Here is a 21,757-nt window from a genome sequence, read left to right as displayed (position 1 = left end):
GCGGTTGTTCTGCACGACGTACTTGCCCGCGGTCGTCGACCCGTACTGGTCGCAGATCTGGGAAACGGCGCCGCGGCCCGGGACGCGGCCCCCGCCGGATCCGTCCGGACGGTCGCGGCACCCGCCGCGCGAACGGTCACGCTGGTGACCTGGCAGCGGCTGCTGGCCGGTCCGGCGGGCGGCTACCGGACGCTGCCGCAGGACGGCCCCGCCGCCACGCTGGTGACCTTCGGCGGCGCGGGCGGCGACACCTACGCCGTCCCCGCCGACGCGCTGCCCGAGGTGGGCCGCCGGCTCGACCTCTCGCTCTTCGACGTCACCGCGCTCGCCCGGCGGAGCGCCCCCGGCGGCGGCACGCCGCTGGAGCTGTCCTTCGCCCCGGGCAGCGCGCCCGCCGCCCCGCCCGGGGTGCGGCTCACGTCCGTGTCCGGCAGCTCGGCCACCGGCGTCCTCGACCCGGGCTCGGCGGCCGACTTCGGCCGGGCGCTCACCGAAGGGCGGCTGCCCGCGGCACTGGAGTCGGTACAGCCGGCCGGAACCGGACCCGCGGTCCGCCCGGACTTCCCGCTGCACACCCTGCGGATCAGCGCACGCGGCCTGTCCGGGGAGCCGGGGAACACCCCGCTCGGCAGCATCGTGCTCAACACCGACGACGTCAGCCGCTTCGGCACGGTCGTCCCGGTCGAGAACGGCGAGGGCGACGTCCAGGTGCCCGCCGGGCACTACGCCGTCTACACGCTGTTCGTCGACCGCACCGCGGACGGCACCGAGACCGCCTGGCGCGAGGTGGCCGAGGACGCGACGGTCGCCGAGGACGGTCCGGACACCACCGTGGCCGTCGAGGAGGCCTCCGCCGACCGGCAGGTCACCGTCGCCACCCCGCGGCCCGCCGTCGCGGACATCCTCAAGCTCACCTGGTTCCGCACCGGCCCGTCCGGCAACGTCACCTTCGACAGCGTCCAGGTCGGCAGCCCGGCGACGGTACCCGTCTACGTCAACGCCCGGCCCGCGGCGGCCGGTTCGCACTACGTCGTCCAGTGGGGCGGCGCCGCGCCGGACGGCGGGGCGTACCGCTACGACGTGGCGTTCGGCTCCGCCGACGTACCCGGGCAGCAGGCCTTCCGGGTGGAACCCGGCCAAGTGGCCACGGTGGAGCACCGCTTCTCCGCCGACCCGGCGGCGGGCGGCGCGCCCGGCGCCCTCTACGTGCTGCCCGTCGACGGCTTCACCCGGGCGGTGGAGGCGGCCGGCGAGACCGTCCTGCCGCCGCCGGCCGACCAGGGCCGCCAGGCCATGCCGGGCAACCGGACCGAGTACGTGGGCACCGCGGACGGCGGCGGGTGGTCCTTCGGCACCGTGTCGGCGCGGCTCGACACCCTCGACTCCGACATCGTGACCCTCGCGCCGGGCGCCACACGCACCGTCGACTGGGCCCACGGGCCGCTCGCCCCGGGCCTGGGCACCCACCACGACCAGCAGACCGGCGCGTGCACCGCGTGCGCGGGCGGCGGGCAGTTCACCCTCTACCTGCCGACCGGCGACAGCGAACCGGACCACGCGGGCGCGGTCGCCGCCGACACCGCTTTCACACTCTCCCGGAACGGCACGCGGCTCGTGGACGAGCCGGACGTGATCGGCGCCCAGGTACCCGCGGACGACGGGCCCGCGGACTACCGCGCCGTCCTCGACACCGACCGCACCGCCGCGGGCGCCGGGCAGTCGGTGCGCACCCGCACCGAGATCGCCTTCCACGACCCGGGCCGCGGCGCCGACCCGGATCTCGTCCTGCCCGCCGACGTGCCCTGCGCGGCGGCCGGGTGCCGCATCATGCCCGCGCTCACCCTGAACTACCGCCTCGACACCGGCCCGTCCAACACCGGGGCCCCGGACACCGCCCAGGGCCTGGACCTCACCGTGGGGCACCTGTCCTACGACGGCCGCGGCTCGCACGCCGCCGTCACGTCCGCCGCCGTGTCGGTGTCCTTCGACGGCGGCGCGACCTGGCAGCCCGTCACGCTCACCGGCGGCGCCGGGAGCTACCACGCCGGCTGACGGAACACCGGCACCACCGCCCCTTCGCTGCGGGTCACCGCGGCGGACGCCGCGGGCGGGTCGATCGCCCAGACCGTCACCGCCGCCTACGGCATCGCCCCGGGGAGCCCGCGATGAAGCCCGCGCCGACACGCCCGTACGCGTATCTCACCGCGCTCGTCCTCGCCGCGGCGCCGGCCGTGGTCCCGGTCCCGGCGGCGGGCGCCGCCGCCCCGCCGGTCCGCGACGTGTGCGGGACCGCGCAGCCGGGCTTCGCCCGCTGCCTGGCCCAGGTGCGCACCGACGTGCACGGCGGGACGGGGGTGCGCGGCCCGCACGCGGCCGGCGCGGCGCGGGCCGCGCTGCCGCCCGGCTACGGACCTGCGGAGCTGCGGGCGGCCTACGGGCTGCCCGCGACCGGGGGCGCCGGGCAGACGATCGCCGTCGTCGAGGCGGGCGACGCCCCGCGCGCCGAGGCCGATCTGGCGGTCTACCGCACGACGTTCGGCCTGCCCGCGTGCACCACGGCCAACGGCTGCTTCCGCAAGGTCGGCCAGCGCGGGGACACCGCCCCGCTGCCGCCCGACCAGGGCTGGGCGACGGAGACCGCGCTCGACCTGGACGCGGCCTCGGCGCTGTGCCCGTCCTGCCACCTGCTGCTGGTGGAGGCCGACATGGCGGCCGGGGACACGCTCGCCGCGTCCGTGGACACGGCGGCCGCGCTCGGCGCCACCGAGATCTCCAACAGCTACACCGCGTCCGAGAGCGGCCCGAACGCCTCCTACGCCGCCCACTACACCCACCCGGGCGTGGCGGTGGTGGCCTCCTCGGGGGACGCGGGCTACGGCATCCCGGGCGTCCCGGCGGCGTACAGCAGTGTGATCGCCGTCGGCGGCACCACGCTCACGCGCGATCCGGGCGCCGCCCGCGGGTGGTCGCAGAGCGCGTGGCAGGGCGCGGGCAGCGGCTGCTCGGCGTGGGTGGACAAGCCCGCGTGGCAGCACGACCCCAACTGCCCCGGCCGGACGGTCGCCGACGTCTCGATGGTCGCCGATCCCGACACCGGGCTGGCCGTCTACACCACGGACGGGACCGGGGGCACGGAGGCGGGGTGGTCCGTGGTCGGCGGAACGAGCGCCTCGGCTCCGCTGATCGCCGCGGTGATCGCGCTGGCCGGGCGTCCCGGGAGATTCCCGGACGCCTCCGCGCTGTACACCGCGACAGCGGGCCTCACGGACGTCACCACCGGCAGCAACGTCCAGGGCATGGACTGCGGCGGCGACTACCAGTGCACGGCCGGGCCGGGCTACGACAGCCCGACCGGCAACGGCACCCCGGACGGGCTCGGCGCCTTCTGACGGCGTGCCGCGCGGGGAGGGACGCCGGGTGCGGCGTTCCTCCCCGCGCGGCCGGGGCCGGGGGCCGGGATCAGCCCAGGCGCCACTGCTGGTTCGCGCCGCCGTTGCACGTCCACAGCTCCAGCGCCGTGCCGTTGACGTTGCCCGCGGCCTTGTCGCCGCCCGTCACGTCCAGGCACAGGCCGGACTGCACACCGGTGACCGTGCCGTCCGGGTTGGCGCGCCACTGCTGGTTGGCGCCGCCGTTGCAGGTCCACAGCTCGACCGCAGTGCCCGTGGCGGTGCCGCCGCCGGTCGCGTCCAGGCACAGGGTGCCGTTGTACAGCCGCAGCTCGTTCGCCGCGGTGAGGGTGACCTGCTGGTTGGCGCCGCCGTTGCAGTCCCAGATCTCGACCTTCGTGCCGGGCGCGGTCTGGTTGTCGAAGGCGTCCAGGCAGCGGTTCGAGGACGCGCCGACCAGCGGGTGCGTGGTGCCGGTCGTCGTCGAGGAGCCCTTCGACACGCGGTACATCACGGCGCCGTGGCCGGGCACGGTGGCGGAGATGGCGCCGCTCGTCGTGGTCTTCACGTGCGACCACAGGTTGTCCAGGGTGTACGTGGACGCCCCGGAGATCCCGGCCGCGGCCGCGGTGGTGGAGATCGTGGCGGCGCCGGAGTTCTCGTTGAACAGCACGACCGACACGTCGCCGTTGGCGAGCGGCTTGGTGAGCACGTCCAGGCCGCCGGAGGAGGAGATCTCCTTGCCCTGCTTGCCCAGCGAGTCCTGGTCGACGGCGACGACGTCCCGGTTGCCGAGGATCGACAGCGTCGCGGCGGACGAGGCGGGCAGGTCGTTGCCGGCGATGAGCGGGGCGGCCATCTCGGCCCACAGGCTGAACTCGCTGCGGTCCTCGGTGAAGGACATGCCGCCGTTGCCGACCTCCAGCATGTCGGGGTCGTTCCAGCCGCCGGGTCCGGCGTACTGCGCGAGCCCGACGTTGACGTGGAAGTTGGACAGCAGTGAGCCGAAGCTGTCGTTGATGTCCCCGGTGGTGCGCCACATGTTGCCGACGCCCGCGCCCCACGTCCACACGCTGTCCTGGCCCCACTCGCAGAGGCTGAACAGGATGGGGCGGCCGGTCTGCGCCAGGGCGTTGCGCATGGTGGTCTGGCGCGACTGCGGCGAGGAGCCGTCGCCGTTGCAGTTGTCGTACTTGAGCAGGTCGACGCCCCAGGAGGCGAAGCTGTTCGCGTCGGTCTGCTCGTGGCCGAGGCTGCCGGGGTAGCCCGCGCAGGTCTTGCTGCCCGCGCTCTCGTAGATGCCCAGCTTCAGGCCCTTGCCGTGCACGTAGGCGGCGGTGCCGCTGATGCCGTCGGGGAACTTGGCCGGGTCGGGCACCAGGTGGCCGCCGGAGTCGCGGCTGCCGGACATCCAGCAGTCGTCGATGTCGACGTAGGAGTAGCCGGCGGCGGCAAGTCCCGAGGAGACGATGTAGTCCGCGACGGACTTGACCTTCTGCTCGGTGACGTTGCAGCCGAAGGAGTTCCAGTCGTTCCACCCCATCGGCGGGGTCAGGGCCAGCCCGTTGGACAGCGCGGCGGCCTCCGGGACCGGGGCCAGCAGCGCCAGTGCCGGGGCCGTCACGGCGGCGAGCCCGAGGGCGGTCAGCGCGGCGAGGAGGCGGGAACGCGGGGGGCGGGGGGTGCGGGGGGTGCGTGGGCCGCGGGATAACCGGCGGACGGTGATCGGCATGGGCGTCGCTCCTTCGGCGGGGCGGCGCGGGGCGGCGCCCCGAGAGCCTGCGGTGGGGGTGTGCGACAGTGTGGGGTCGTGTTCGAATGAGCGTCAAGTACCCCACCAAAGAAACATGTTCCAACGCACGGCAGGGCGCCCGGAGCCTCACCCCGCGCGGTGCGGTTCCCGCTCAGGAGCACCTGCGGCTGCCGCTGAGGCACGGCCCGGGGTCGTACGTCGTCGCCGTCGGGCCCGGCGCGGGCGTCGTCGCGGACGGTGACTGCACGAGGTAGCGCGAGACGACGGAGAAGGCGGCGACATAGCGGTGGGCGGCGTAGCCGGACCGCGCCACCGCGTGCGTGGACAGGGGCTGCCAGGTGACGTAGACGGTCCCGGTGCCGGCGTCGCGCAGGGGCTCGTCCCCCACCTGGAGGTATCCGGCGCCCGTCTGCGGGTCGTACGGCGTGCCGGCCACGGAGACCTGGAGGTTCCGCGCGGTGTCGTACCCGGCGCCCGGGAGCGGGGAACGCCCGTACTCCCCGGAGACCACCCCCCAACCGGGGGGCGCCGCGCCCGGCGAGGAGAAGGCCTCGGTCGGGGAGGGCGGCAGCGCGGTCCGCTGCGGCGAGGCGGCGGCCGCGGTGAGCGTGCCGCCCTTCCAGCCGCGCGCGGCCAGGGCCGCGTCGAGCGCCCGCAGGCGCGCCGCGATGTCGCCGTCGAACGCGACGTAGGCGACGGTGGCGCGCGTGCACTGGACGGGGCCCCAGCTCTCCCGGCCGCCGAACATCGCGCCGTTCCCCAGGCTCCGGCAGATGTCCGACACGGAGGTGCCGAGCGGCTCGGCCCCCGGCAGTGCCGCGGCGAGCGCCGCCTGGTCGGCGGCGGCGGTACGGGCGTCCGCGGCGCGCGCGGCTCGGGCGGGCGCGGAGTGCGCGAAGGCGGCCACGTCCGGCGGCGGAACGGGTTTCAGCCGCTCGTGCACGTACCACAGCCCGCACAGCAGCAGCGCGAACACCACTCCGACCGCGCCGATGACGGTGAACGCGCATCCGCGTGCCACCCGTTGGCCCCTGCCCGTCTCCCCCGCCGGTTCCCCCATGCCGCCATGCTCCCGGCGCACCACCGGCATTGCGGCAACACTCCGGTCTCCTTACGGTCTCACCCCGCGGACGGTGAGCGGGCCCGCGGCGCCGTCGTGCCGGACGGCGACCACGGCCGCGTCGTCGTCGAGGGTGCCGGAGGTGTGCCGCAGCAGGTCCGCGCGCAGGGCGGTCAGCAGGTCGACGGGATGGGCCCCGCCGGGCGCCAGGCCCGGGAGGCGGTCGGTGAGCGGGTAGAAGGTGCCGGCGACGTCGCGGGCCTCGGTGACGCCGTCGGTGTAGAGCAGCAGCGTGTCGCCGGGCTCGAAGGCGAAGACGTCGGCGGCCGCGTCCGCGTCCTCGGGCGGCAGGATGCCGATCGGCGGTGAGAAGCGGCGCGGCACGAGCGGGGTGACGAGGCCGCCGTGCAGACGCAAGGGGGCGGGGTGGCCGCTGTTGAGGATCCTGATGTGCGGCTCGCGGTCGGGGATGTCGATGAGCGCGGCGGTGATGAAGGACTCCCCCGGGTCCTCGCCGTGCCGGTTGGGCTGGGTGAGCCCCCAGGCGACGATGGCCTCCAGTTCCAGGTGCAGCGCCGCGAGCGGCAGCTCGCGGTGGGCGGCGCTGCGGAAGGCGCCCAGCAGCAGGTCGGCGTCGTCCACGGCCGCCAGGCCCTTGCCGCGCACGTCGCCGATGAGCAGCCGGGTGCCGTCGTGGGTGCGCACCGCGGCGTAGAGGTCGCCGCCGATCCGCGCCTGGTCGGCCGCGGCCTCGTAGCGCACCGCGACCGACAGCGGGCCGATCCGGTCCGGCAGCGGCTGGAGGACCACCTGCTGAGCGGCCTCCGCGACCGAGCGCACCTGTCTCAGCTCGGCGCTGTGCCGCTCGCGCAGCCGGCAGAAGAAGACCGTGAAGGCGGAGATCACGATGAGCGCGATGATCTGGCTCTCGTGGTTGGAGGTGAAGATGCTGTTGCGCACCGCGGATATCGTGAACAGGGCCGCGGTGGCCAGGAAGCCGACCAGCGCGGTGAGCCGTGAGCTGCCGAAGGACGCGGTGAGCGCGGGCGCCACCACCAGCAGCGGCCCGAGGTGGATCTCCTGCGGCGCGAGCACGTCGGCGATGGTGATCACGACGATCAGGACGATCGGGACCGCGACCAGTCCCCGGTTCGCCTGCCAGGACCAGCCGGTGCCGTCGCCCTCACGGGACCGGGACCAAGGGAACCGCATCGCTCCTCGCCGCACCCATTCCGCTCGCGCACCACGAGTCCGCGGACGCCCCGGCAGCCGTTGCGGGACCGCTGCCGCGTCCGCCGTCCTCCCTGCTCCCCCCATTGTGCTGCGGCGGCGCCCCGGCCACACGTCGGCGGCCGCCCGGGGCCGCGCCCGCACTCCTCCGGACGGGCCACCCGGCTCGTCCCCGGGCGGCCGGCGGCGCAGGCTGGACGGGGGCGCCGGACGTGTCCGGCCGCCCGGCGAGCGAGGGAGGGCTGGACGGCGTGGCGCACCCGGGCACCCTGGTCCTGATCATGGCCGCGGCCGTGCTCGCCCCGCTGCTGGCCGACCGGGCGCGGCGCAGGGTGCGCGTCCCGCAGGTGGTCTTCGAGATCGCGCTGGGCATCCTGCTGGGCCCGCAGGTGCTCGGCTGGGCGCACCGCGACCAGGTCATCGACACGCTGTCGGACCTGGGCCTGTCGATGCTGATCTTCCTGGCCGGGTACGAGATCGACTTCGCCGCCGTGCGCGGCCCGACCCTGCGCAGGGCCGGGGCCGCGTGGGTGCTGTCGCTGGCGGCGGCCGTCACGGTGGCGTTCGGGATCAGCGGCGGGAAGCCGTACGAGGCGTTCGTCATCGGTACGGCGCTGGTCAGCACCTCGCTGGGCACGGTGCTGCCGATCCTCAAGGACGGCGGGAAGCTGGGCACCCGCTTCGGCACGGTGGTGTCGGCCTTCGGGGCGGTGGGCGAGTTCGGGCCGATCGTCGCCGTCGCACTGCTGCTGAGCGGCCGCAAGCCGGGGCAGTCGGCCGCGCTGCTGGCCGTCTTCGGGGTGATCACCGCGCTCGCGGTGCTGTGGGCGCTGCGCCCGCGGCGGCCGTGGTTCTCCCGGCTCGTCGACCGGACGCTGCACACCAGCGGGCAGTTCGCGGTGCGCTTCGTGATGCTGCTGCTCGCCGGGATGCTGGCGCTCGCGTCGTCCTTCGGGCTCGACGTGCTGCTCGGCGCCTTCGCCGCGGGCGTGCTGACCCGGCTGGTGCTGTCGGGCGCCGCCGCGGAGAGCCGCGAGGAGGTGCTGGGCAAGGTCGAGGGGATGGGCTTCGGCTTCCTCGTCCCGCTGTTCTACGTCGACACCGGCGTCGGCTTCGACCTGGACGCGCTGCTGCACGGCGGCGGCGCGCTGCTGATGGTGCCGGGCTTCCTGCTGCTGTTCGTGGTGCTGCGCGGCGGCCCGGTCCATCTGCTGGCGCCCGCCGGGCTGGGCGCACCGGACCGGCGGGCCCTCGCGCTCTACACGGCCACCTGCCTGCCGCTGGTCGCGGCGATCACCACGATCGGGCTGGACCAGAAGGTGATCGGCTCGGGCACGGCGGCCTCGCTGGTGGGTGCGGCGATGGTGTCCGTCCTCGTGCTGCCGCTGCTGGCCGGGCGGCTGCGCGGCCGCGGCGGGGCGCGGGCGGTGCCGCGGGCGGCGGAGGAGAGCGAGGCGTGGTGACCGCCGGGCTCCCGGGCAGCGGTCCGGGAGCCCGGCGGCGTGTGCGGGCGCGGTCGGGTCAGGTCAGGTCAGCACCGGCCCGCCGGGCGGTCGCGTACGACCAGGTCGGTCCAGCCGGTGGTGCCGTCGAGCCAGAGCACGCGCTGTCCGGTGTCGGCGGCGGGGAAGATCTGGTCGCCCCGGTCGCAGGAGACGCGCTGGAGGCCGCCGGTGCTGTCGGGGGCGATCTGGTAGAGCTTCGGCAGGGTGTCGTTGGCCCAGGTGGTGGCCGGGGGGACGGACAGGACGGTGACCGCGTCGTCGGAGGCGGTCAGGCTGTAGCCGTACAGGGCCGTGCCGCGGGTCTCGGGGACGAGGACGGCGGGGTCCGAGCCGTCGAGGTCCGCGCGGTCCAGGGAGACCCGGCCGCCGTCGGACAGGTCGGTGTCGGCCATCCAGTAGACGCTGCCGGCGGTGACGGCGGTCTGGCCGACGGCGAGGGTGGCGTTCTTGTCGACGGGCATCAGCGTGGTCTTCCCGGTCGCCAGGTCGGTGGTCTCCACGCCGAGCTTGTAGCCGTCGGCCTCGGGCCACAGCTTGGCGTAGGCGACCGTGCCGCCGCTGACCGACGGCAGCGCGGTGGCCAGCTCGTACCGCCCGCCGTCCACCCAGGTGCCCGCGCCGGTCCTGATGTTCCGGTAGCCGACGTGCTGGTTGCCGAACGGGTCGGTCTCGGTGAAGACCACGTAGTCGCCGTCGACCGCGACCGAGGAGATGCCGGTGAAGGAGGAGTACACGGTCTTCTCGGGTCCGCCGGCCAGCGGGCGGACCTTGATCAGGATGGAGTCGGGGGCGAAGTCGGCCCAGGCGACGGTCTTGCCGTCGGTGTCGGCGTAGACGTTGTAGTCGCCGTTGTTCCCGCTGATCAGGGTGCGGCCGCCCTTCCCGCTGGTGTTGCCGGCCCACACCGCGTACGGCTCGCTGCCGTCGTCGTTGCTGAGCGAGACGGCGTACTTGCCGCCGCCCGCGCCGACGCCCGTGCCGGAGATGTTCACCTTGCTGATCAGGGTGCTCGCGTCGATCCCGAGCGCCGTCTCCCAGTTGGGCACAATGCCGTGCGCGGCGAACGCCTGCTTGACGCTCTTGAGCTGGGCCTTGGTGGCCCCCAGCTCCTGCGCGGCGGCGATGACCGCGGCGCGTCCCTGGGTGAAGCCGTCCAGCGGGGTCATGTACGCGGTGAGCGCGCGGTAGACGATCTGGTCGGCGAAGTCCCGGTCGAGGTCCTGGCGGATGTTCCACAGGGCGCCGGAGAAGATCGTCGAGTTCAGATGCACGCCGCCGTCGTCACCGCGGTAGGTGACGCCGACGAAGTCCTTGGACGTGGTCGCGCCGTTGTCGAGGTCGCGCAGTGCGCAGTCGCGCGGGGAGGCGTCGACGCACAGGTTCTCGCCGAGCAGCGAGGCGTCCGGGTCGGTCATGGGGATGTGGTTGGCCTCGTCGTCGATGGCGTTGCCGAAGTAGTCGGCGAGCGCCTCGTTCATCGCGCCGGACTGCCCGGCGTAGACGAGGTTCGCGGTGTTCTGGATGACGCCGTGGGTCATCTCGTGGCCGACGACGTCGGTGTCCGCGGAGAACGTGCGGTAGTCGCCGCCGCCCTGGCCGTAGACCATCTTGGAGCCGTCCCAGAAGGCGTTGTCGTACGGCTGCCCGTTCTGGACGACGCCGACGAGGGAGTAGATGAAGCCGCCCTTGCCGTCCAGGCCGTCCCGCCCGAAGTGCGTGCGGTAGTAGTCGTAGACCTGGGCGGCGCCCCAGTGGGCGTCCACCGCGCCGGAGTCGGTGTACTCCGGGCCGAGATCGGTGGTGGACGAACTGAAGGTCTTGATGCCGCTGGGCCAGGCGCCCGAGGCGGTGGAGACCTCGCGGCCGCGGGCGTCGTAGGTGGCGAGCAGGGTGCTGCTGAGCCCGGCGGCGCGGGGGCCGTAGTCGATCATCTGGTAGGCGCCGTCGGTGCCCTGGTAGAGGTTCAGCTCGGTCGTCTCGCCGTTGTAGCGCACGCCGGTGCCCTTGACGACGAGCTGCTGGGCGGCCGCGGGGAGGGCCGGGGCGGCGCCGCCGCTCCCTGCCGCGGATGCCGCCGTGGTGGTGCCCGCCGGGGCGAAGGACTGGATGCCGCTGTACTGGAGGACGGGGTAGCCCGAGTGGCCCTCGACGTAGACCTCCTGCTTCACCGGCTCGCCGGTGCGCGGGTCGGTGCCGGAGACGGTGATGTGCCGGGTGAGCAGGCCCTTGCCCTGCGGCAGCACGGTCAGGCCCTCGTCGCTGCCGGTGAGGGGGGCCGCGGTCCGCGCCGCGTCCGCCCGGGTCAGCGGGCCCTGCCCCAGTTGCGCCGCGACCGCGCCGACCGCGCGGCCGACGGCGACCGCGGAGGAGACATCGGGGGTGGTGGAGGGCAGGTCGAGCTGGGTGTAGAAGCTGCCGGAGGTGCCGGTGACGGTCCGCTTGCCGCCCGCGGCGCGCATCCGTACGACGTACTGCCCGCCGAGGACGGGCACACCGCGGTACCTCTGCTGGAGGCGGACCGTCTCGTCCTTGCCCTGGTGGTCGTCGGCGACCGCGGTGAGGTCCCGCTCCGGGTTGTCGATGTGGTAGCGGCTCTTCTTCGTCGCGAGGTGCCGCACCGCGGCGTCGGCCCCGCTGCCGCTCGCCGTGGCGGCCTCGTCCAGGCCGGTGACCAGGGACGGGGTGCGGGTCCCGGCCGCGGGGGCGGGCTGCGCGGCGGCGTCGGCGTGCGCGGCGGGTCCGGTGACCGCGACCAGGCCCGCGGTGGCGAGCAGCGCGGCCGCCAGGCCCTGGGCCGTGACCCGGGCACCGCGGCGGCGGGCGGTGCCGGCTCTGGTGTCCGCCGTCGTTCTGCTGCGTGCGGGGATCCCCATGGTGTTCCCTTCGGAGCGCGGGACAGATACGAACGCCGACATCGAAAGGCCGGGCGGGGGCCGCGAACAACGCTTCCGGGGTGCGTACTTGTGGCCATGGACACTTGTGTGTGCCGGATGCACGCAGCAAGATCGCAGGTGTGATGCGGGAGAAGGAACGGGCGCGCTGGCGGGCGCTCGGCCTGGGCGAGGACGAGCTGCGCGTGTACGCGGCGCTGCTGAGCGGGCCCGCGGCCTCGCGTGCGGCGCTCGCCCGGCAGCTGGGCCTGCCGCCGCGGCGGGTCGGCGCGGCCCTCGGATGGCTGGCCGAGCGGGGCTTCACCGTCCCCGGCGCCGGAAAGGGCGCGCTGCCCCGGGCCGCCGCCCCGGCGACCGCGCTGCGCGGTCTGCTGCACCACCACCAGGCCCAACTGCTGCTGCGCTCGGCGGCGCTGGAGGAGCTGACCGGCTCGGTCGACCAGGCGAGCGAGCAACTGCTCGGCGACACCCACCACGCGCACGCCACCGGCATCGAGGCCGTCGGCGGCCGGGAGGCGATCGCGCAGCGCGCGGCCGGGCTGCTGGCCTCCGCACAGATCGAGGTGGCCCTCCTCGACCGCCCGCCGTACGCGGGGAGCGCGCCCGACGGCATGCCCGCCCCGCTGGACGTCGCGGGCCCGGCCCGGCGCGGGGTCCAGGTGCGGGTGGTCGTCGACCGCGAGGGCCTGCGCTTTCCCGGCCGGGCCGAGGGGCTCGCCGAACTGGCCGCGCAGGGCGTGCAGATCAGGGTGGGCGCCGACCTGCCGACGAAGCTCATCACCGTCGACCGGCGGGTGACGCTGCTGCCGCCGACGGAGGCCGCGGACCCGACGGCGCGCGCGCTGGTGGTGAGCGACTCGCTGCTGGGCCACACGCTGACGCCGCTGTTCGAGGCGGTGTGGGAGCGCGCGCTGCCGATCGGGGCGGCGACGCACGGCGAGGCCACGGCCGAGGACCGCGAGCTGCTGACGATGCTGGCGGCCGGGCTCAAGGACGAGGCGATAGCGCGGCGGCTCGGGGTGCACGTCCACACCGTCCGGCGCCGCATCACCCGGCTGATGCAGATGCTGAACGTCGAGACCCGTTTCCAGGCCGGCGTCCAGGCGACGCTGAGGGGCTGGCTCACCGCCTGAGCGGCGGCGCCGGCCCCTCAGGCCGTGGGGCGCTCCCCTCCGCGGGCGCCCCGTCCGGGGGTGGCCGGACCGTGGCCCGGCCACCCCCGGAGGACCGTCACTTCATCGCGGCCAGGGCCGTGTCGACGCCCGCGAGCGGGGAGCCGAGGCCGGTCACGGTGTCGTAGCCGGGCCCCGCGGTGCACTCCGCGCCGCACGCCCCGTTGGAGCCGGCGGTGATGTCGCTGAGCCTGCTCCCCAGCCCGTAGACGTCACCGTGGGCGGTGTCGCCGTCCGGTCCTGCCACGGCCAGCGGGTGCTTGCCCGCGGTGGCGCGCAGCTGGTCGGCGTCGGTCAGCAGGGCGCCCCACACCGGGGCCGACAGGCTGGTGCCGCCGACCTCCAGCCACAGCGGGTCGCCGGTGGCGGTGGTGTAGACGGCCACGCCGGTCTGCGGGTCGGCGACGAAGCTGACGTCCGGGGTGGCCCGGTACGCCGAGCCCTGCACGCCGTCCTGGTAGGCGGGGCGCTTCTCGAAGTAGCTCAGGCCGCCGCCGGTGGAGCGCCACGCCGTCTCGCCGAGGGTGGCGCCGTCGGCGTCCAGCTGGAGGCTGGTGCCGCCGATGGCCAGGGCGTTCGGGTTGGTGCTGGAGTATCCGGCCGGGTAGCCCGCGTCGCCCGTGGACTGGGTGCAGACGGAGTCGGCGAGTGCGCAGTGGCCGTCGTAGAAGGACTCCTCGGAGAATTCCGCCATGCCCCAGCTGTTGCTCACCACGGCCGGGTGCAGGGCCGCGGCCTTGTCGACCGCCCGGTAGAGACCGGCCGCGGAGGCGTCGGCGGCCTCGACCAGCACGATCGTCGCGTGCGGTGCGACGGCGTGGGCCCACTCGATGTCGAGGGCTTCCTCCTCCTCCCAGCCGGGGTTCGCCTCGGGCCGGGTGCCGTCGGCGTAGACCTGCCGGAAGTCGAAGCAGTCCGTACCGGCCGGGACGCTGCCGCAGGTCTGCGGCAGGCCGAAGTGCTCGGCGAAGTGGTCGAGGTCGGAGGTGGCGTTCGGGTAGTCGTAGGCGTCCACGACGGCGACGGTCTGGCCGGTGCCGTCGCCGGTCAGGCCGAGCCGGGCCCGGATCTGCTGCGGGGTGTAGCCGCGGGTCGTCTCCGTCGTGTCGTGCGGGCCCACCTGGACCGACGCCTGGACCTTGAGTGCCGGGGCGGCCGTGCCGCTCGGCAGGGCCGGGTCCTTGACGGGGGCGGCCGCGGCGCTGCCGGTGGCGGGCGCCTTCAGCAGCGACCTGGGCGCGGGCTCGGCCGCCTTCGCCGTGTCGTCGATCTGCTGGACCGTCACGCCGTGCGGGAAGGCGTCGGGCGCCGCCATGTCGGCGCCGTAGGAGCCGACTTCCTGGTTGAGCGCGTACGCGGCGTAGTCGTAGGGCAGGCCGACCAGTTCGGTGCCGGGTCCGGCGCCGGTCAGGGACACCGGGGTGACCGACCCGGCGAACTGCGAGAACGCAGCGCTGGTGGCGGCCAGCGTGTCCTCGGGCCGGGGGAAGGGCTGGTCGAACTGCTCGATCCCGCCGACGCCCATGACGAAGGTCTCCGTGCCGCCGGTCGTCGTGACGAACGCGCCCTGCTGCGGGTTGACGTTCAGGCGGACGTCGTAGGCGGCGCCGCCGTCGGCCGGGTAGACCGTCACCTCGAAGGCGTGCAGTTCGACCAGGCCGTACCTGCGCGAGGCGGCGAAGCCCTGGAAGGTGTTCGACCCGATCGTGTCGCGGGCCGAGATCACCGTGCCCGTCCGGCCGTCCACGATCTGGACCTGGTGCGGGGCGCCGGGCTTGTCGCCGCCGAAGGCGAAGGCGACGCCGTGGCCCCCGGCGGACGGGATGGCCGGACTGGCGAAGGCACCGGCCTGCTGCTCGATCCAGGTGGCCGACAGACCGGTGGGCCGCTCGCTCCACAGCTGGGTGCCGGCGGCGGCGTCCAGCGCGACGGCGGTCGGGGCGGGGTCGCTGGCGCCGGTGCCGAAGCCGGACAGGGCGCCGCCGTACTCCAGGAACAGGCGGCCCTGGCCGTCGGTGGCAGGCGTGGAGTAGAGGACCTTCTTGCCGTCGGCGCCCGCGGGGCGGTAGGTCCAGCGGACGGCGCCGTCGGCGGTGTAGGCGCTGACGCCCTTGGTACCGGTGGCGACGATCGCGCCGCCGGTCACGGTCACGCCGTACTGGAAGGCGCCCGTGGTCACGTCGGCCGTGACACGGCCGCTGCGCGGGTCGAGCACCGCGAAGCCGCCGGAGGTGGCCGCGACCAGGCGCGTCGCCCTGCCGCCCCGGCGGTCGGCGACCTGGGCCAGCTGGACCTGGTGGACGGCGCCGCTGACGGCCGTGTGCCACAGGATGCGCGGTGTGCTGCTCTTCAGCGAGCGGCCGTCGAGGGCAAAGAGGCCGTGGCTCTGGCCGCCCGCGACGAGGTCCTTGACGCCGTCGCCGTTCACGTCGGTGGAGACCGCCGAGTAGAGGTCGCCCAGCAGCGGCAGGGCGGTGGCGTCACCGCGCCGCGGGTCGATCGACCAGGCGGTGGCGTCGTAGCCGACGGTGAGCAGGCGGCCCTGGTAGGGCGTCACCTGGTCGCCGGTGACGTCGCCCTCGCGCCGCCACATGACCCCGCCGTCGCGGGCGTCGAACGCGAGCAGCTGCATGTGGGAGAGGCCCTCGGGCGTCGCGGCCGTGACCGCGGTGGCGTCGGCGACGGTGGCGAGGACCTCGCCCTGCCCGTGCGGGTCGAACGCCAGGGACAGCGTCGGGGCGTTGGCGCCGCCGACGGTGCTCGCGGTCCGGTGGTGCCACACCGTCCGCCCGTGCCCGTCCCAGCCGGACACGGTGCTCTGGCCGTCGGCCAGCGTCACCGGGTCGATGCCCAGCTCGGCGACGGCGTAGCGCGCCTGCCCGCCGTGGGCCTGCCCGTTGACGACGAAGGCCTCGGGGATGGTGCCCTCGCGCGAGGCGAGCACCGAGCGGGATCCGGTACGGGCGTCGTACGCGGTCAGGTCCCAGCGCACGGCGTCGTAGGGGTCGTTCTGCTCGGCCACCAGCACCCGGTCCGTGCCGGGGTCCTGGTGCACGATGCGCGGGTAGCCGGGGGTCCTGGTGTCCACGCCGACGTGGCCGGTGGCCGCGTCGAGGACCACCACGTGGCCGGCCGGCGGGCGCGGGCTGCCCAGGCCGAACGGGGTGTCGGTCCAGCCGGCGGTGATCCGCCCGCCGCTCATCGGCTCGACGTCCGACCAGGACGCCCAGGGCGCCCGGGTGCTGTACGTCCACGCGGTGCGCCCGGTGAGGCTTCCCGCCTTCCCGGCGGTGAAGGACCAGGCGGTGAGCGAGCTGCGGCTGTCGCCCTGCTCGGCGACCGGGTCCAGGCCCCAGTTGGGACCGGTGCGCTCGGCGACGACCAGTTTGCCGTCCTGCACCAGCATCGACCCGACGTAGCCGGGCACGAGTCGGTGCCACAGCATCCGGCCCGTGCGGCCGTCCAGGACGCTGACGAAGGTGCCGGTCGACAGGGTCGAGCCGGGGCTGGTGAAGCTGCGCACCGGGTTGTCGCCGACGGAGTAGGCCACGGCGACGTCGGCGACGCCGTCGTGGTTGAAGTCGGCCTGGGCGTAGGGGTGTTTTCCGGTGGACGAGGGGTTGTACGGGTTGTAGCCCTCGTACATGGACGCCGTGTACTCCTCCGGCTGGAGGCTGCTCTGCGGTGTCACGTGCCAGTCGGTGTACAGGGAGTGCGTGGTGCGCTGCCACACCGGGTCGCCGTGGGCGTCGTACCGGGTGACCGAACCGCTGCCGAACAGCGCGACCCAGTCGCCGGTGCCGTTCAGCGCCAGCGTGGACGCGGCGCCGCGCGCGGTCTGCCAGTTCGTCTGCTCGTCGACGGACGGCGACGCGGCGTTCTGCGGCGCCGCCGGATCGGCCGTCCCGGCCGCGTCGCCGCGCGAGGCGCCGGACCTCGCGGCCGCCGCCACCAGGCCGGGCGTACCGTCGCTCATCGGGGTGTACTCGGCGCTCAGCTTCGCCAACTGGGCGGCGTTCAGGCGTATCACGTGGCCGGACGGTTCGGCGTGCGCCGCGGGGGCCGCCAGCACGGCGGCAGCCGTGGCCAGGACCGCGGCCAGCGCACCGCCGCGCAGGGCTTTCGCTCTGATGTTCATCGAGGGCTCGTAACTCCTTGTCACCTCGGACGGGGGAGGTCGTAGAGTCGCAGCTCACAGGGGTGACAAGGGAGTGATTCGGCTGGCCACTTATGGCCACTGGCCACACGTGACCACACCGGGGCCGGGCCCAATCCGACCAAACCCGACGGAAGAACGGGGGGGGCGGCGGGGCGCTGGAGGCGATTCGTCTCGACCGGTACGCCGAGCGGGCCGTCCCGCGCAGTACGCGGGCGGACCCGCGGCTGACGGTGGAGGTGATCGAGGGCCCGGCCCCGATCACCCGGCGGGTGGATGAGCTGCCGGCGGGCGCCGAACGCGAGGTGCCGGCCGTGCCGGAGTACGCCGAGCGGCTGCGCGGCCTGGTGGCGCTGGGCGAGCAGGCCCGGGTGCTGCCCCGGGTGCCGACGAAGCTGATCGTGGTGGACGGGCGGGAGGCGCTGGTGCCGCTGACCGGCAGCGACGAGGGAACGCGCACGGCGGCGGTGCTGGTGCGGCGCTCCGGGCTCAGTGACACCCTGACCGAGCTGTTCGAGGTCCACTGGGCCCGGGGCACGCCGATCTCCGCCCCGCCGGGCGCCGCGGCGGGCTCAGTCGCTGGGCCAGCTGTAGGGCAGGAACTTCCCGTCGAAGGTGATGACGACGTGCTCGGCGCCGTCGTGCGTCGCGGTGCCGATGTCCACCTTGAAGTTGATCGCGCTCATGATCCCGTCGCCGAACTGCTCGTGGATCAGCTCCTTCAGGGCGGGCCCGTAGACCTGCACCGCCTCGTGCAGGCGGTAGATCGTCGGATCGGTGGGCACCGCGCCGATCTGCCCGCCGCGGTGCGGCACGGCGGCGAGCACGGGTACGGCCTCCTCGGGCAGGTCGAGCAGCTCGGCGATCCGGCGGGCGCCCTCGGGCGGGAGCGGGTGCTGCCCGAGCAACGCCGCGGTGCTCCAGACGACCGGCCGCCCGATCTCGTCGGCCAGCTTCTGCCAGCTCAGGCCCTTGGCCAGCCTGGCGGCGACGATCGCGGCCGTGACGTCGTCGCGGTCCATGCGGGGCGGAGGACCGCCCGGCACGCCGCTCCTGCCTGCGTCGTTCATCGTTCGGTACCTCCCCGCCGGGGACCCGGTGGGTGTCCGGGCCGCTGGTAGGCCGGTGATGGTACGTCAGACGTGTTTCCGGCGTGTTCCGCCGCCCCGGCCCGTACGGGCCTCCGCCGCGCAGCGGGTCAGCGGGTCAGCGGGTGCGCAGCCGGGCCAGCGTGGCGTCGAGGTCGGCGGCGCGCGGGCGGTTGTGCGGGAGCTTGCCGAGGACGACGGCCATGCCGCAGGTGTCGGTCAGGGCGGAGAAGATCAGCCCGCCGCAGATGCCGACGGACAGCAGCAGGAAGGCCGGGTGGACGAAGAAGCCCAGTGCGAGGCCGAGCAGGATGATCACGCTCGCGGTGAAGCGGACCTGCCGCTCCATCGCCCACACCGCGCGCGGCCTGCCCTCCGGGCGGGCCAGGTCGTGGCCCTCGGCCGCCCAGGCGCTGGTGCCGCCGGTGAGGGTGGCGGCCTCGACGCCGTGCCGGGCGAGGGTGCGGCAGGCGTTCTCGGAGCGCGTGCCGGAGGCGCACACGACCAGGACGGGGCCGCGCCCGGCGGCCTCCCGGATGTCGGGGAGCGCCTCGTCCAGCCGGTCCAGCGGAACGTTGAGCGCGCCGGGTATGTGGCCGCCGGCGTATTCACCGGCGGTCCGCACGTCGATGACCGTGAGGTCGTCCAGCCGGGTACGGGCCTGGCGGGCGTCGAGGGAGGTGGTCGTAGCCATAGTGCATGCATCCTAAAGGGTCAAGAGTGCCCCGAAAACGGGTTCTGTTGCGGGAGTCATACGGGAATGTGAAGCCTTCTACCGGTCGGTAGCTTTCTGTCGCCGGGCCGGGACACCGTGGTGGTCGCGCCGCGGGTCACACGAGGGCATCGACGAGCATCAGCGCGGCGACCGCGAGCAGCGCCCAGGCGAAGAGCCGCTGGAGCGTGCCGCCGGTCGCCCGGCGCGCGAGCCGCCTGCCGTCCCACGCGCCCAGCACCGCGGCGGCGGTGAAGGGGGCGACGGCCGTCCAGTCCAGGGACGAGCCGCTGCCGGAGCGGGCGGCGAGCGCGGCGACCGAGTTGACGGTGATCACCAGCAGGCTGGTGCCGACCGCCCGCCGCATCGGCACCTTCAGCACGCCGACCAGCACCGGCACGGCGAGGAAGCCCCCGCCGACACCGAGGAAGCCGGTCACCGCGCCGAGCCCGGCGCCCGCGGCGCCCGCCCGCGCGGGATGCACGGGCCCGGGGCGCGCGGGCGGCGCGGGGCGCAGCATGCGCAGTGCCGCGACCACCGCGACGGCGGCGAAGGCCGCCGTCAGCACCGCCTGCGGCAGGTGGCCCGCGGCCGCCCCGGCAAGCGCCGCGGGCACGATGCCCGCGGCAGCGAAGAGCAGCCCGGTCCGCCAGGCGACGTCGCCCTCCCGGGCGTGCCCGGCGAGCGACGTGACGGACGTGAGCGCGACGATGACGAGCGCCGCCGTCGTCGCGTCGGCGGGACTGAAGCCGAGCAGGTAGATGAGGGCGGGCACCGCCAGCACACTGCCGCCGCCGCCCAGCCCGCCGAGGGCCAGGCCGACGACCGCGCCGGAGGTGAGCGCGAGCACCAGGTCCGTCATGCGACGGTGCCGATCGTCCCGTGCGGACCCGCGATCTCGTACCCGGCGGCGGCCCACGCCTTCATGCCGCCTCTGACGTCCACCGCGTCCACCCCGCGGTCGGCGAGCAGCCGGGCGGCCTGCTGCGAGCGGTGGCCGCTGCGGCAGATCACGACCACCGGCCGCCCGTGCGCGGCGCCCGGCAGGGCCGCCCCGGCCGTCAGCCGGGACAGCGCCGCGTGGACGGCACCGGGCGCGTGCCCGGCCTCCCACTCCTCCTGCTCCCGCACGTCCAGCAGGACGGCGTTCGCGGCGGGGCCGAGGGTGAGGCGGCGGGCCTCGTCGGCGGTGACACGGCGCGGGGCGCCGCGGAAGGAAAACATCACAAGCCTCGCGGATCGGGGGTGGGGGGAGGAGAGCAGCGGGGGACGGGCGCACCGGCCCGGACGCCCCGCGTGTGCGGCGCGGCGGCGGGGTCGGCCCCGGGGCCCGGCCGGAGTCGCGACGCGCAGGTCCCGCGGAACGACCGACCGGACTCCCCCGCGTGCGGGGACCCGGCCGCGGTCGGGCGGCGTCCCGCGGTCAGCCCGCGGTGAGGGTCAGGCCCGTGCCGACCGCGGCGTCGAAGGTGTCGTCCACGGCCACCACGGCGCGGCCCGCGGCGTCCAGCAGGGAGGCGGCGATGGCGGCGCGCATGCCGCCCGCGCAGTGGACCCACACCGGGCCCGCGGGGATCTCGGCGAGCCGTCCGTGCAGCTCGTGCAGCGGGATGTGGACGGAGTCCGCGATGTGGCCGGCCGCCCGCTCGGCGGCGCGCCGCACGTCGAGGACGACGACTGCGTCGGTGCCGCGTGCGGCCAGGTCGGCGAAGGTGGCGCGGGGGAAGGAGGCGAGGGGGGCGCCCTCGGTCCAGTCCTGCGGGGTGCCGGTCGCGGCGGCCGCGGGACGGTCGATGCCGACCCGGACCAGTTCGCGCTGGGCGTCCGCGAGCTGCCCGGGGGATTCGGCGAGCAGCGTGACCGGGCGGCCCCACGGGATCAGCCACGCGAGATACGTGGCGAGCTTGCCGTCGGCCTCGACGTTGAACGTTCCGGCGACGTGGCCCGCGGCGAAGGCGACGCGGTTGCGCAGGTCGACGACCCACTCCCCCGCCGCGAGCCGGGCGGCGATCTCGCCCGCGTCGGCCACGCCGGGCGGGGTCAGGTCCACGGGGGCGGGCCCGGCGGCGTTCACCGGGGCCATGTGGACGTAGTAGGCGGGGGTGTCGTCCAGTCCGGCGAGCAGCCCGGCGACGAAGGACTCCACGTCGGTCGTCAGCGCCGGGTTGACGCTCTTCTCGCGGCCGATGGTGGTCGCGTCGCCGCCCGCCTGGGCGGAGGAGCAGAAGCTGCCGAAGCCGTGGGTGGGCAGTACGGACGCCTCGTCGGGCAGTTCGTCGGCGAGCCGCCGTACGGACGCGTGCTGGGCGCGGGCCAGGCCCTCGGTGAGCCGCGGCTCCACCAGGTCGGGGCGGCCGACCGTGCCGATGAGCAGCGAGCCGCCGGTGAAGGCGGCCACCGGGGCGCCGTCCTCGTGCAGGACGTACGCGGTGTGGTGCGGGGTGTGCCCGGGGGTGGCGACGGCCCGCAGGTCGAGCCCGGCGTCGACGGGTATCGCGTCGCCGTCGGCCACCGGGACCCGGTGGAAGGCGACCCGCGCGCCCTCGGGCACGTGGTAGGTGGCGCCCGTCACACGTGCCAGTTCCAGGCCCCCGGTGACGTAGTCGTTGTGCAGGTGGGTCTCGACCACGTGCGTGATGCGCACGCCGCGCCGGGCGGCGGCCGCGAGCACCTGGTCGATGTCGCGCGGCGGGTCCACCGCGACGGCGGCCGTGCGGCCGCCGGCCAGGTAGTGCCGGTTGCCGAGGCCCTTGAGTTCGATGGTCTCGATGAAGAACAAGAGAGGCTTCCTTCCGCGCATG

General features: G+C 75.1%; 14 protein-coding genes. 4 read left to right on the top strand and 10 right to left on the bottom strand.

What is annotated here, in order from left to right; translation table 11 throughout:
* Together ACWERV_RS31210 and ACWERV_RS31205 are read left to right on the top strand one after the other, a co-directional pair.
* Nucleotides 1-2,052: hypothetical protein (locus ACWERV_RS31210; RefSeq protein WP_452939460.1), on the top strand; the 2,052-nt coding region annotated here is incomplete at its 5' end.
* Between the two features lie 113 nt (nt 2,053-2,165).
* Nucleotides 2,166-3,389: a S53 family peptidase gene (locus ACWERV_RS31205; RefSeq protein ID WP_452939458.1), complete on the top strand. Its 1,224-nt coding sequence runs from the start codon at nt 2,166-2,168 to the stop codon at nt 3,387-3,389.
* A 70-nt stretch (nt 3,390-3,459) separates the two neighbouring features.
* On the opposite strand, the gene ACWERV_RS31200 is transcribed toward ACWERV_RS31205, so the two are convergent.
* The 3 genes from ACWERV_RS31200 to ACWERV_RS31190 all read right to left on the bottom strand — a co-directional run bounded on the left by ACWERV_RS31200 (nt 3,460) and on the right by ACWERV_RS31190 (nt 7,414).
* A complete protein-coding gene (locus ACWERV_RS31200; RefSeq protein WP_452939455.1) occupies nt 3,460-5,121 on the bottom strand; it encodes a glycoside hydrolase family 27 protein in 1,662 nt (553 codons plus the stop codon).
* A 172-nt stretch (nt 5,122-5,293) separates the two neighbouring features.
* Nucleotides 5,294-6,163 (bottom strand): hypothetical protein, encoded by an 870-nt coding sequence (locus tag ACWERV_RS31195; protein WP_452939452.1) that lies wholly within the window; start codon nt 6,161-6,163, stop codon nt 5,294-5,296.
* A 90-nt stretch (nt 6,164-6,253) separates the two neighbouring features.
* The gene (locus ACWERV_RS31190) at nt 6,254-7,414 is read right to left on the bottom strand and encodes a PP2C family protein-serine/threonine phosphatase (RefSeq protein WP_452939449.1); all 1,161 of its coding nucleotides are present in this window, start codon (nt 7,412-7,414) and stop codon (nt 6,254-6,256) included.
* A 269-nt stretch (nt 7,415-7,683) separates the two neighbouring features.
* On the opposite strand from ACWERV_RS31190, the gene ACWERV_RS31185 reads away from it, so the two are divergent.
* Nucleotides 7,684-8,895, top strand: coding sequence for a cation:proton antiporter (locus tag ACWERV_RS31185; RefSeq protein WP_452939446.1), 1,212 nt, complete (start codon nt 7,684-7,686; stop codon nt 8,893-8,895).
* A gap of 68 nt (nt 8,896-8,963) precedes the next feature.
* Here ACWERV_RS31185 and ACWERV_RS31180 read toward each other — a convergent pair whose 3' ends face one another.
* Complete coding sequence (locus ACWERV_RS31180; RefSeq protein WP_452939443.1) at nt 8,964-11,810, bottom strand: M4 family metallopeptidase; 2,847 nt, start codon at nt 11,808-11,810, stop codon at nt 8,964-8,966.
* A 143-nt stretch (nt 11,811-11,953) separates the two neighbouring features.
* Between ACWERV_RS31180 and ACWERV_RS31175 the strand changes: the two genes are divergently transcribed.
* On the top strand, nt 11,954-12,961 hold the full coding sequence (locus ACWERV_RS31175; protein ID WP_452939463.1) for a helix-turn-helix domain-containing protein: 1,008 nt from the start codon (nt 11,954-11,956) through the stop codon (nt 12,959-12,961).
* A gap of 97 nt (nt 12,962-13,058) precedes the next feature.
* On the opposite strand, the gene ACWERV_RS31170 is transcribed toward ACWERV_RS31175, so the two are convergent.
* The 6 genes from ACWERV_RS31170 to ACWERV_RS31145 form a co-directional block, all read right to left on the bottom strand.
* Entirely contained in the window at nt 13,059-17,138 is a 4,080-nt protein-coding gene (locus ACWERV_RS31170) for a hypothetical protein (RefSeq protein WP_452939440.1), read from the bottom strand.
* A 590-nt stretch (nt 17,139-17,728) separates the two neighbouring features.
* Entirely contained in the window at nt 17,729-18,226 is a 498-nt protein-coding gene (gene cynS, locus ACWERV_RS31165) for a cyanase (RefSeq protein ID WP_452939437.1), read from the bottom strand.
* Between the two features lie 136 nt (nt 18,227-18,362).
* Nucleotides 18,363-18,938 carry a rhodanese-like domain-containing protein gene (locus ACWERV_RS31160; RefSeq protein ID WP_452939434.1) on the bottom strand — a complete coding sequence of 192 codons (576 nt, stop codon included), beginning with the start codon at nt 18,936-18,938 and terminating at the stop codon, nt 18,363-18,365.
* A 136-nt stretch (nt 18,939-19,074) separates the two neighbouring features.
* Nucleotides 19,075-19,818 (bottom strand): sulfite exporter TauE/SafE family protein, encoded by a 744-nt coding sequence (locus tag ACWERV_RS31155; protein WP_452939431.1) that lies wholly within the window; start codon nt 19,816-19,818, stop codon nt 19,075-19,077.
* Complete coding sequence (locus tag ACWERV_RS31150) at nt 19,815-20,180, bottom strand: rhodanese-like domain-containing protein (protein ID WP_452939430.1); 366 nt, start codon at nt 20,178-20,180, stop codon at nt 19,815-19,817. Before ACWERV_RS31150 ends, ACWERV_RS31155 begins: the two co-directional genes overlap by 4 nt.
* A gap of 199 nt (nt 20,181-20,379) precedes the next feature.
* The gene (locus ACWERV_RS31145) at nt 20,380-21,735 is read right to left on the bottom strand and encodes a rhodanese-like domain-containing protein (RefSeq protein ID WP_452939427.1); all 1,356 of its coding nucleotides are present in this window, start codon (nt 21,733-21,735) and stop codon (nt 20,380-20,382) included.
* Between the last annotated feature and the right edge of the window lie 22 nt (nt 21,736-21,757).

It is taken from the genome of Streptomyces sp. NPDC004031 (assembly GCF_053604375.1).
The sequence above is the reverse complement of the archived record's forward strand: the minus strand, read 5'-3'. Positions and strand labels throughout refer to the sequence as shown.

What these genes read in the sequence shown, in the direction of transcription:
- ACWERV_RS31205 (WP_452939458.1), top strand. Translation starts at nt 2,166, where the DNA reads ATGAAGCCCGCGCCGACACGCCCGTACGCGTATCTCACCGCGCTCGTC.
- ACWERV_RS31200 (WP_452939455.1), bottom strand. Translation starts at nt 5,121, where the DNA reads ATGCCGATCACCGTCCGCCGGTTATCCCGCGGCCCACGCACCCCCCGC.
- ACWERV_RS31190 (WP_452939449.1), bottom strand. Translation starts at nt 7,414, where the DNA reads ATGCGGTTCCCTTGGTCCCGGTCCCGTGAGGGCGACGGCACCGGCTGG.
- ACWERV_RS31180 (WP_452939443.1), bottom strand. Translation starts at nt 11,810, where the DNA reads ATGGGGATCCCCGCACGCAGCAGAACGACGGCGGACACCAGAGCCGGC.
- ACWERV_RS31175 (WP_452939463.1), top strand. Translation starts at nt 11,954, where the DNA reads ATGCGGGAGAAGGAACGGGCGCGCTGGCGGGCGCTCGGCCTGGGCGAG.
- ACWERV_RS31170 (WP_452939440.1), bottom strand. Translation starts at nt 17,138, where the DNA reads ATGAACATCAGAGCGAAAGCCCTGCGCGGCGGTGCGCTGGCCGCGGTC.
- cynS (WP_452939437.1), bottom strand. Translation starts at nt 18,226, where the DNA reads ATGAACGACGCAGGCAGGAGCGGCGTGCCGGGCGGTCCTCCGCCCCGC.
- ACWERV_RS31160 (WP_452939434.1), bottom strand. Translation starts at nt 18,938, where the DNA reads ATGGCTACGACCACCTCCCTCGACGCCCGCCAGGCCCGTACCCGGCTG.
- ACWERV_RS31155 (WP_452939431.1), bottom strand. Translation starts at nt 19,818, where the DNA reads ATGACGGACCTGGTGCTCGCGCTCACCTCCGGCGCGGTCGTCGGCCTG.
- ACWERV_RS31150 (WP_452939430.1), bottom strand. Translation starts at nt 20,180, where the DNA reads ATGTTTTCCTTCCGCGGCGCCCCGCGCCGTGTCACCGCCGACGAGGCC.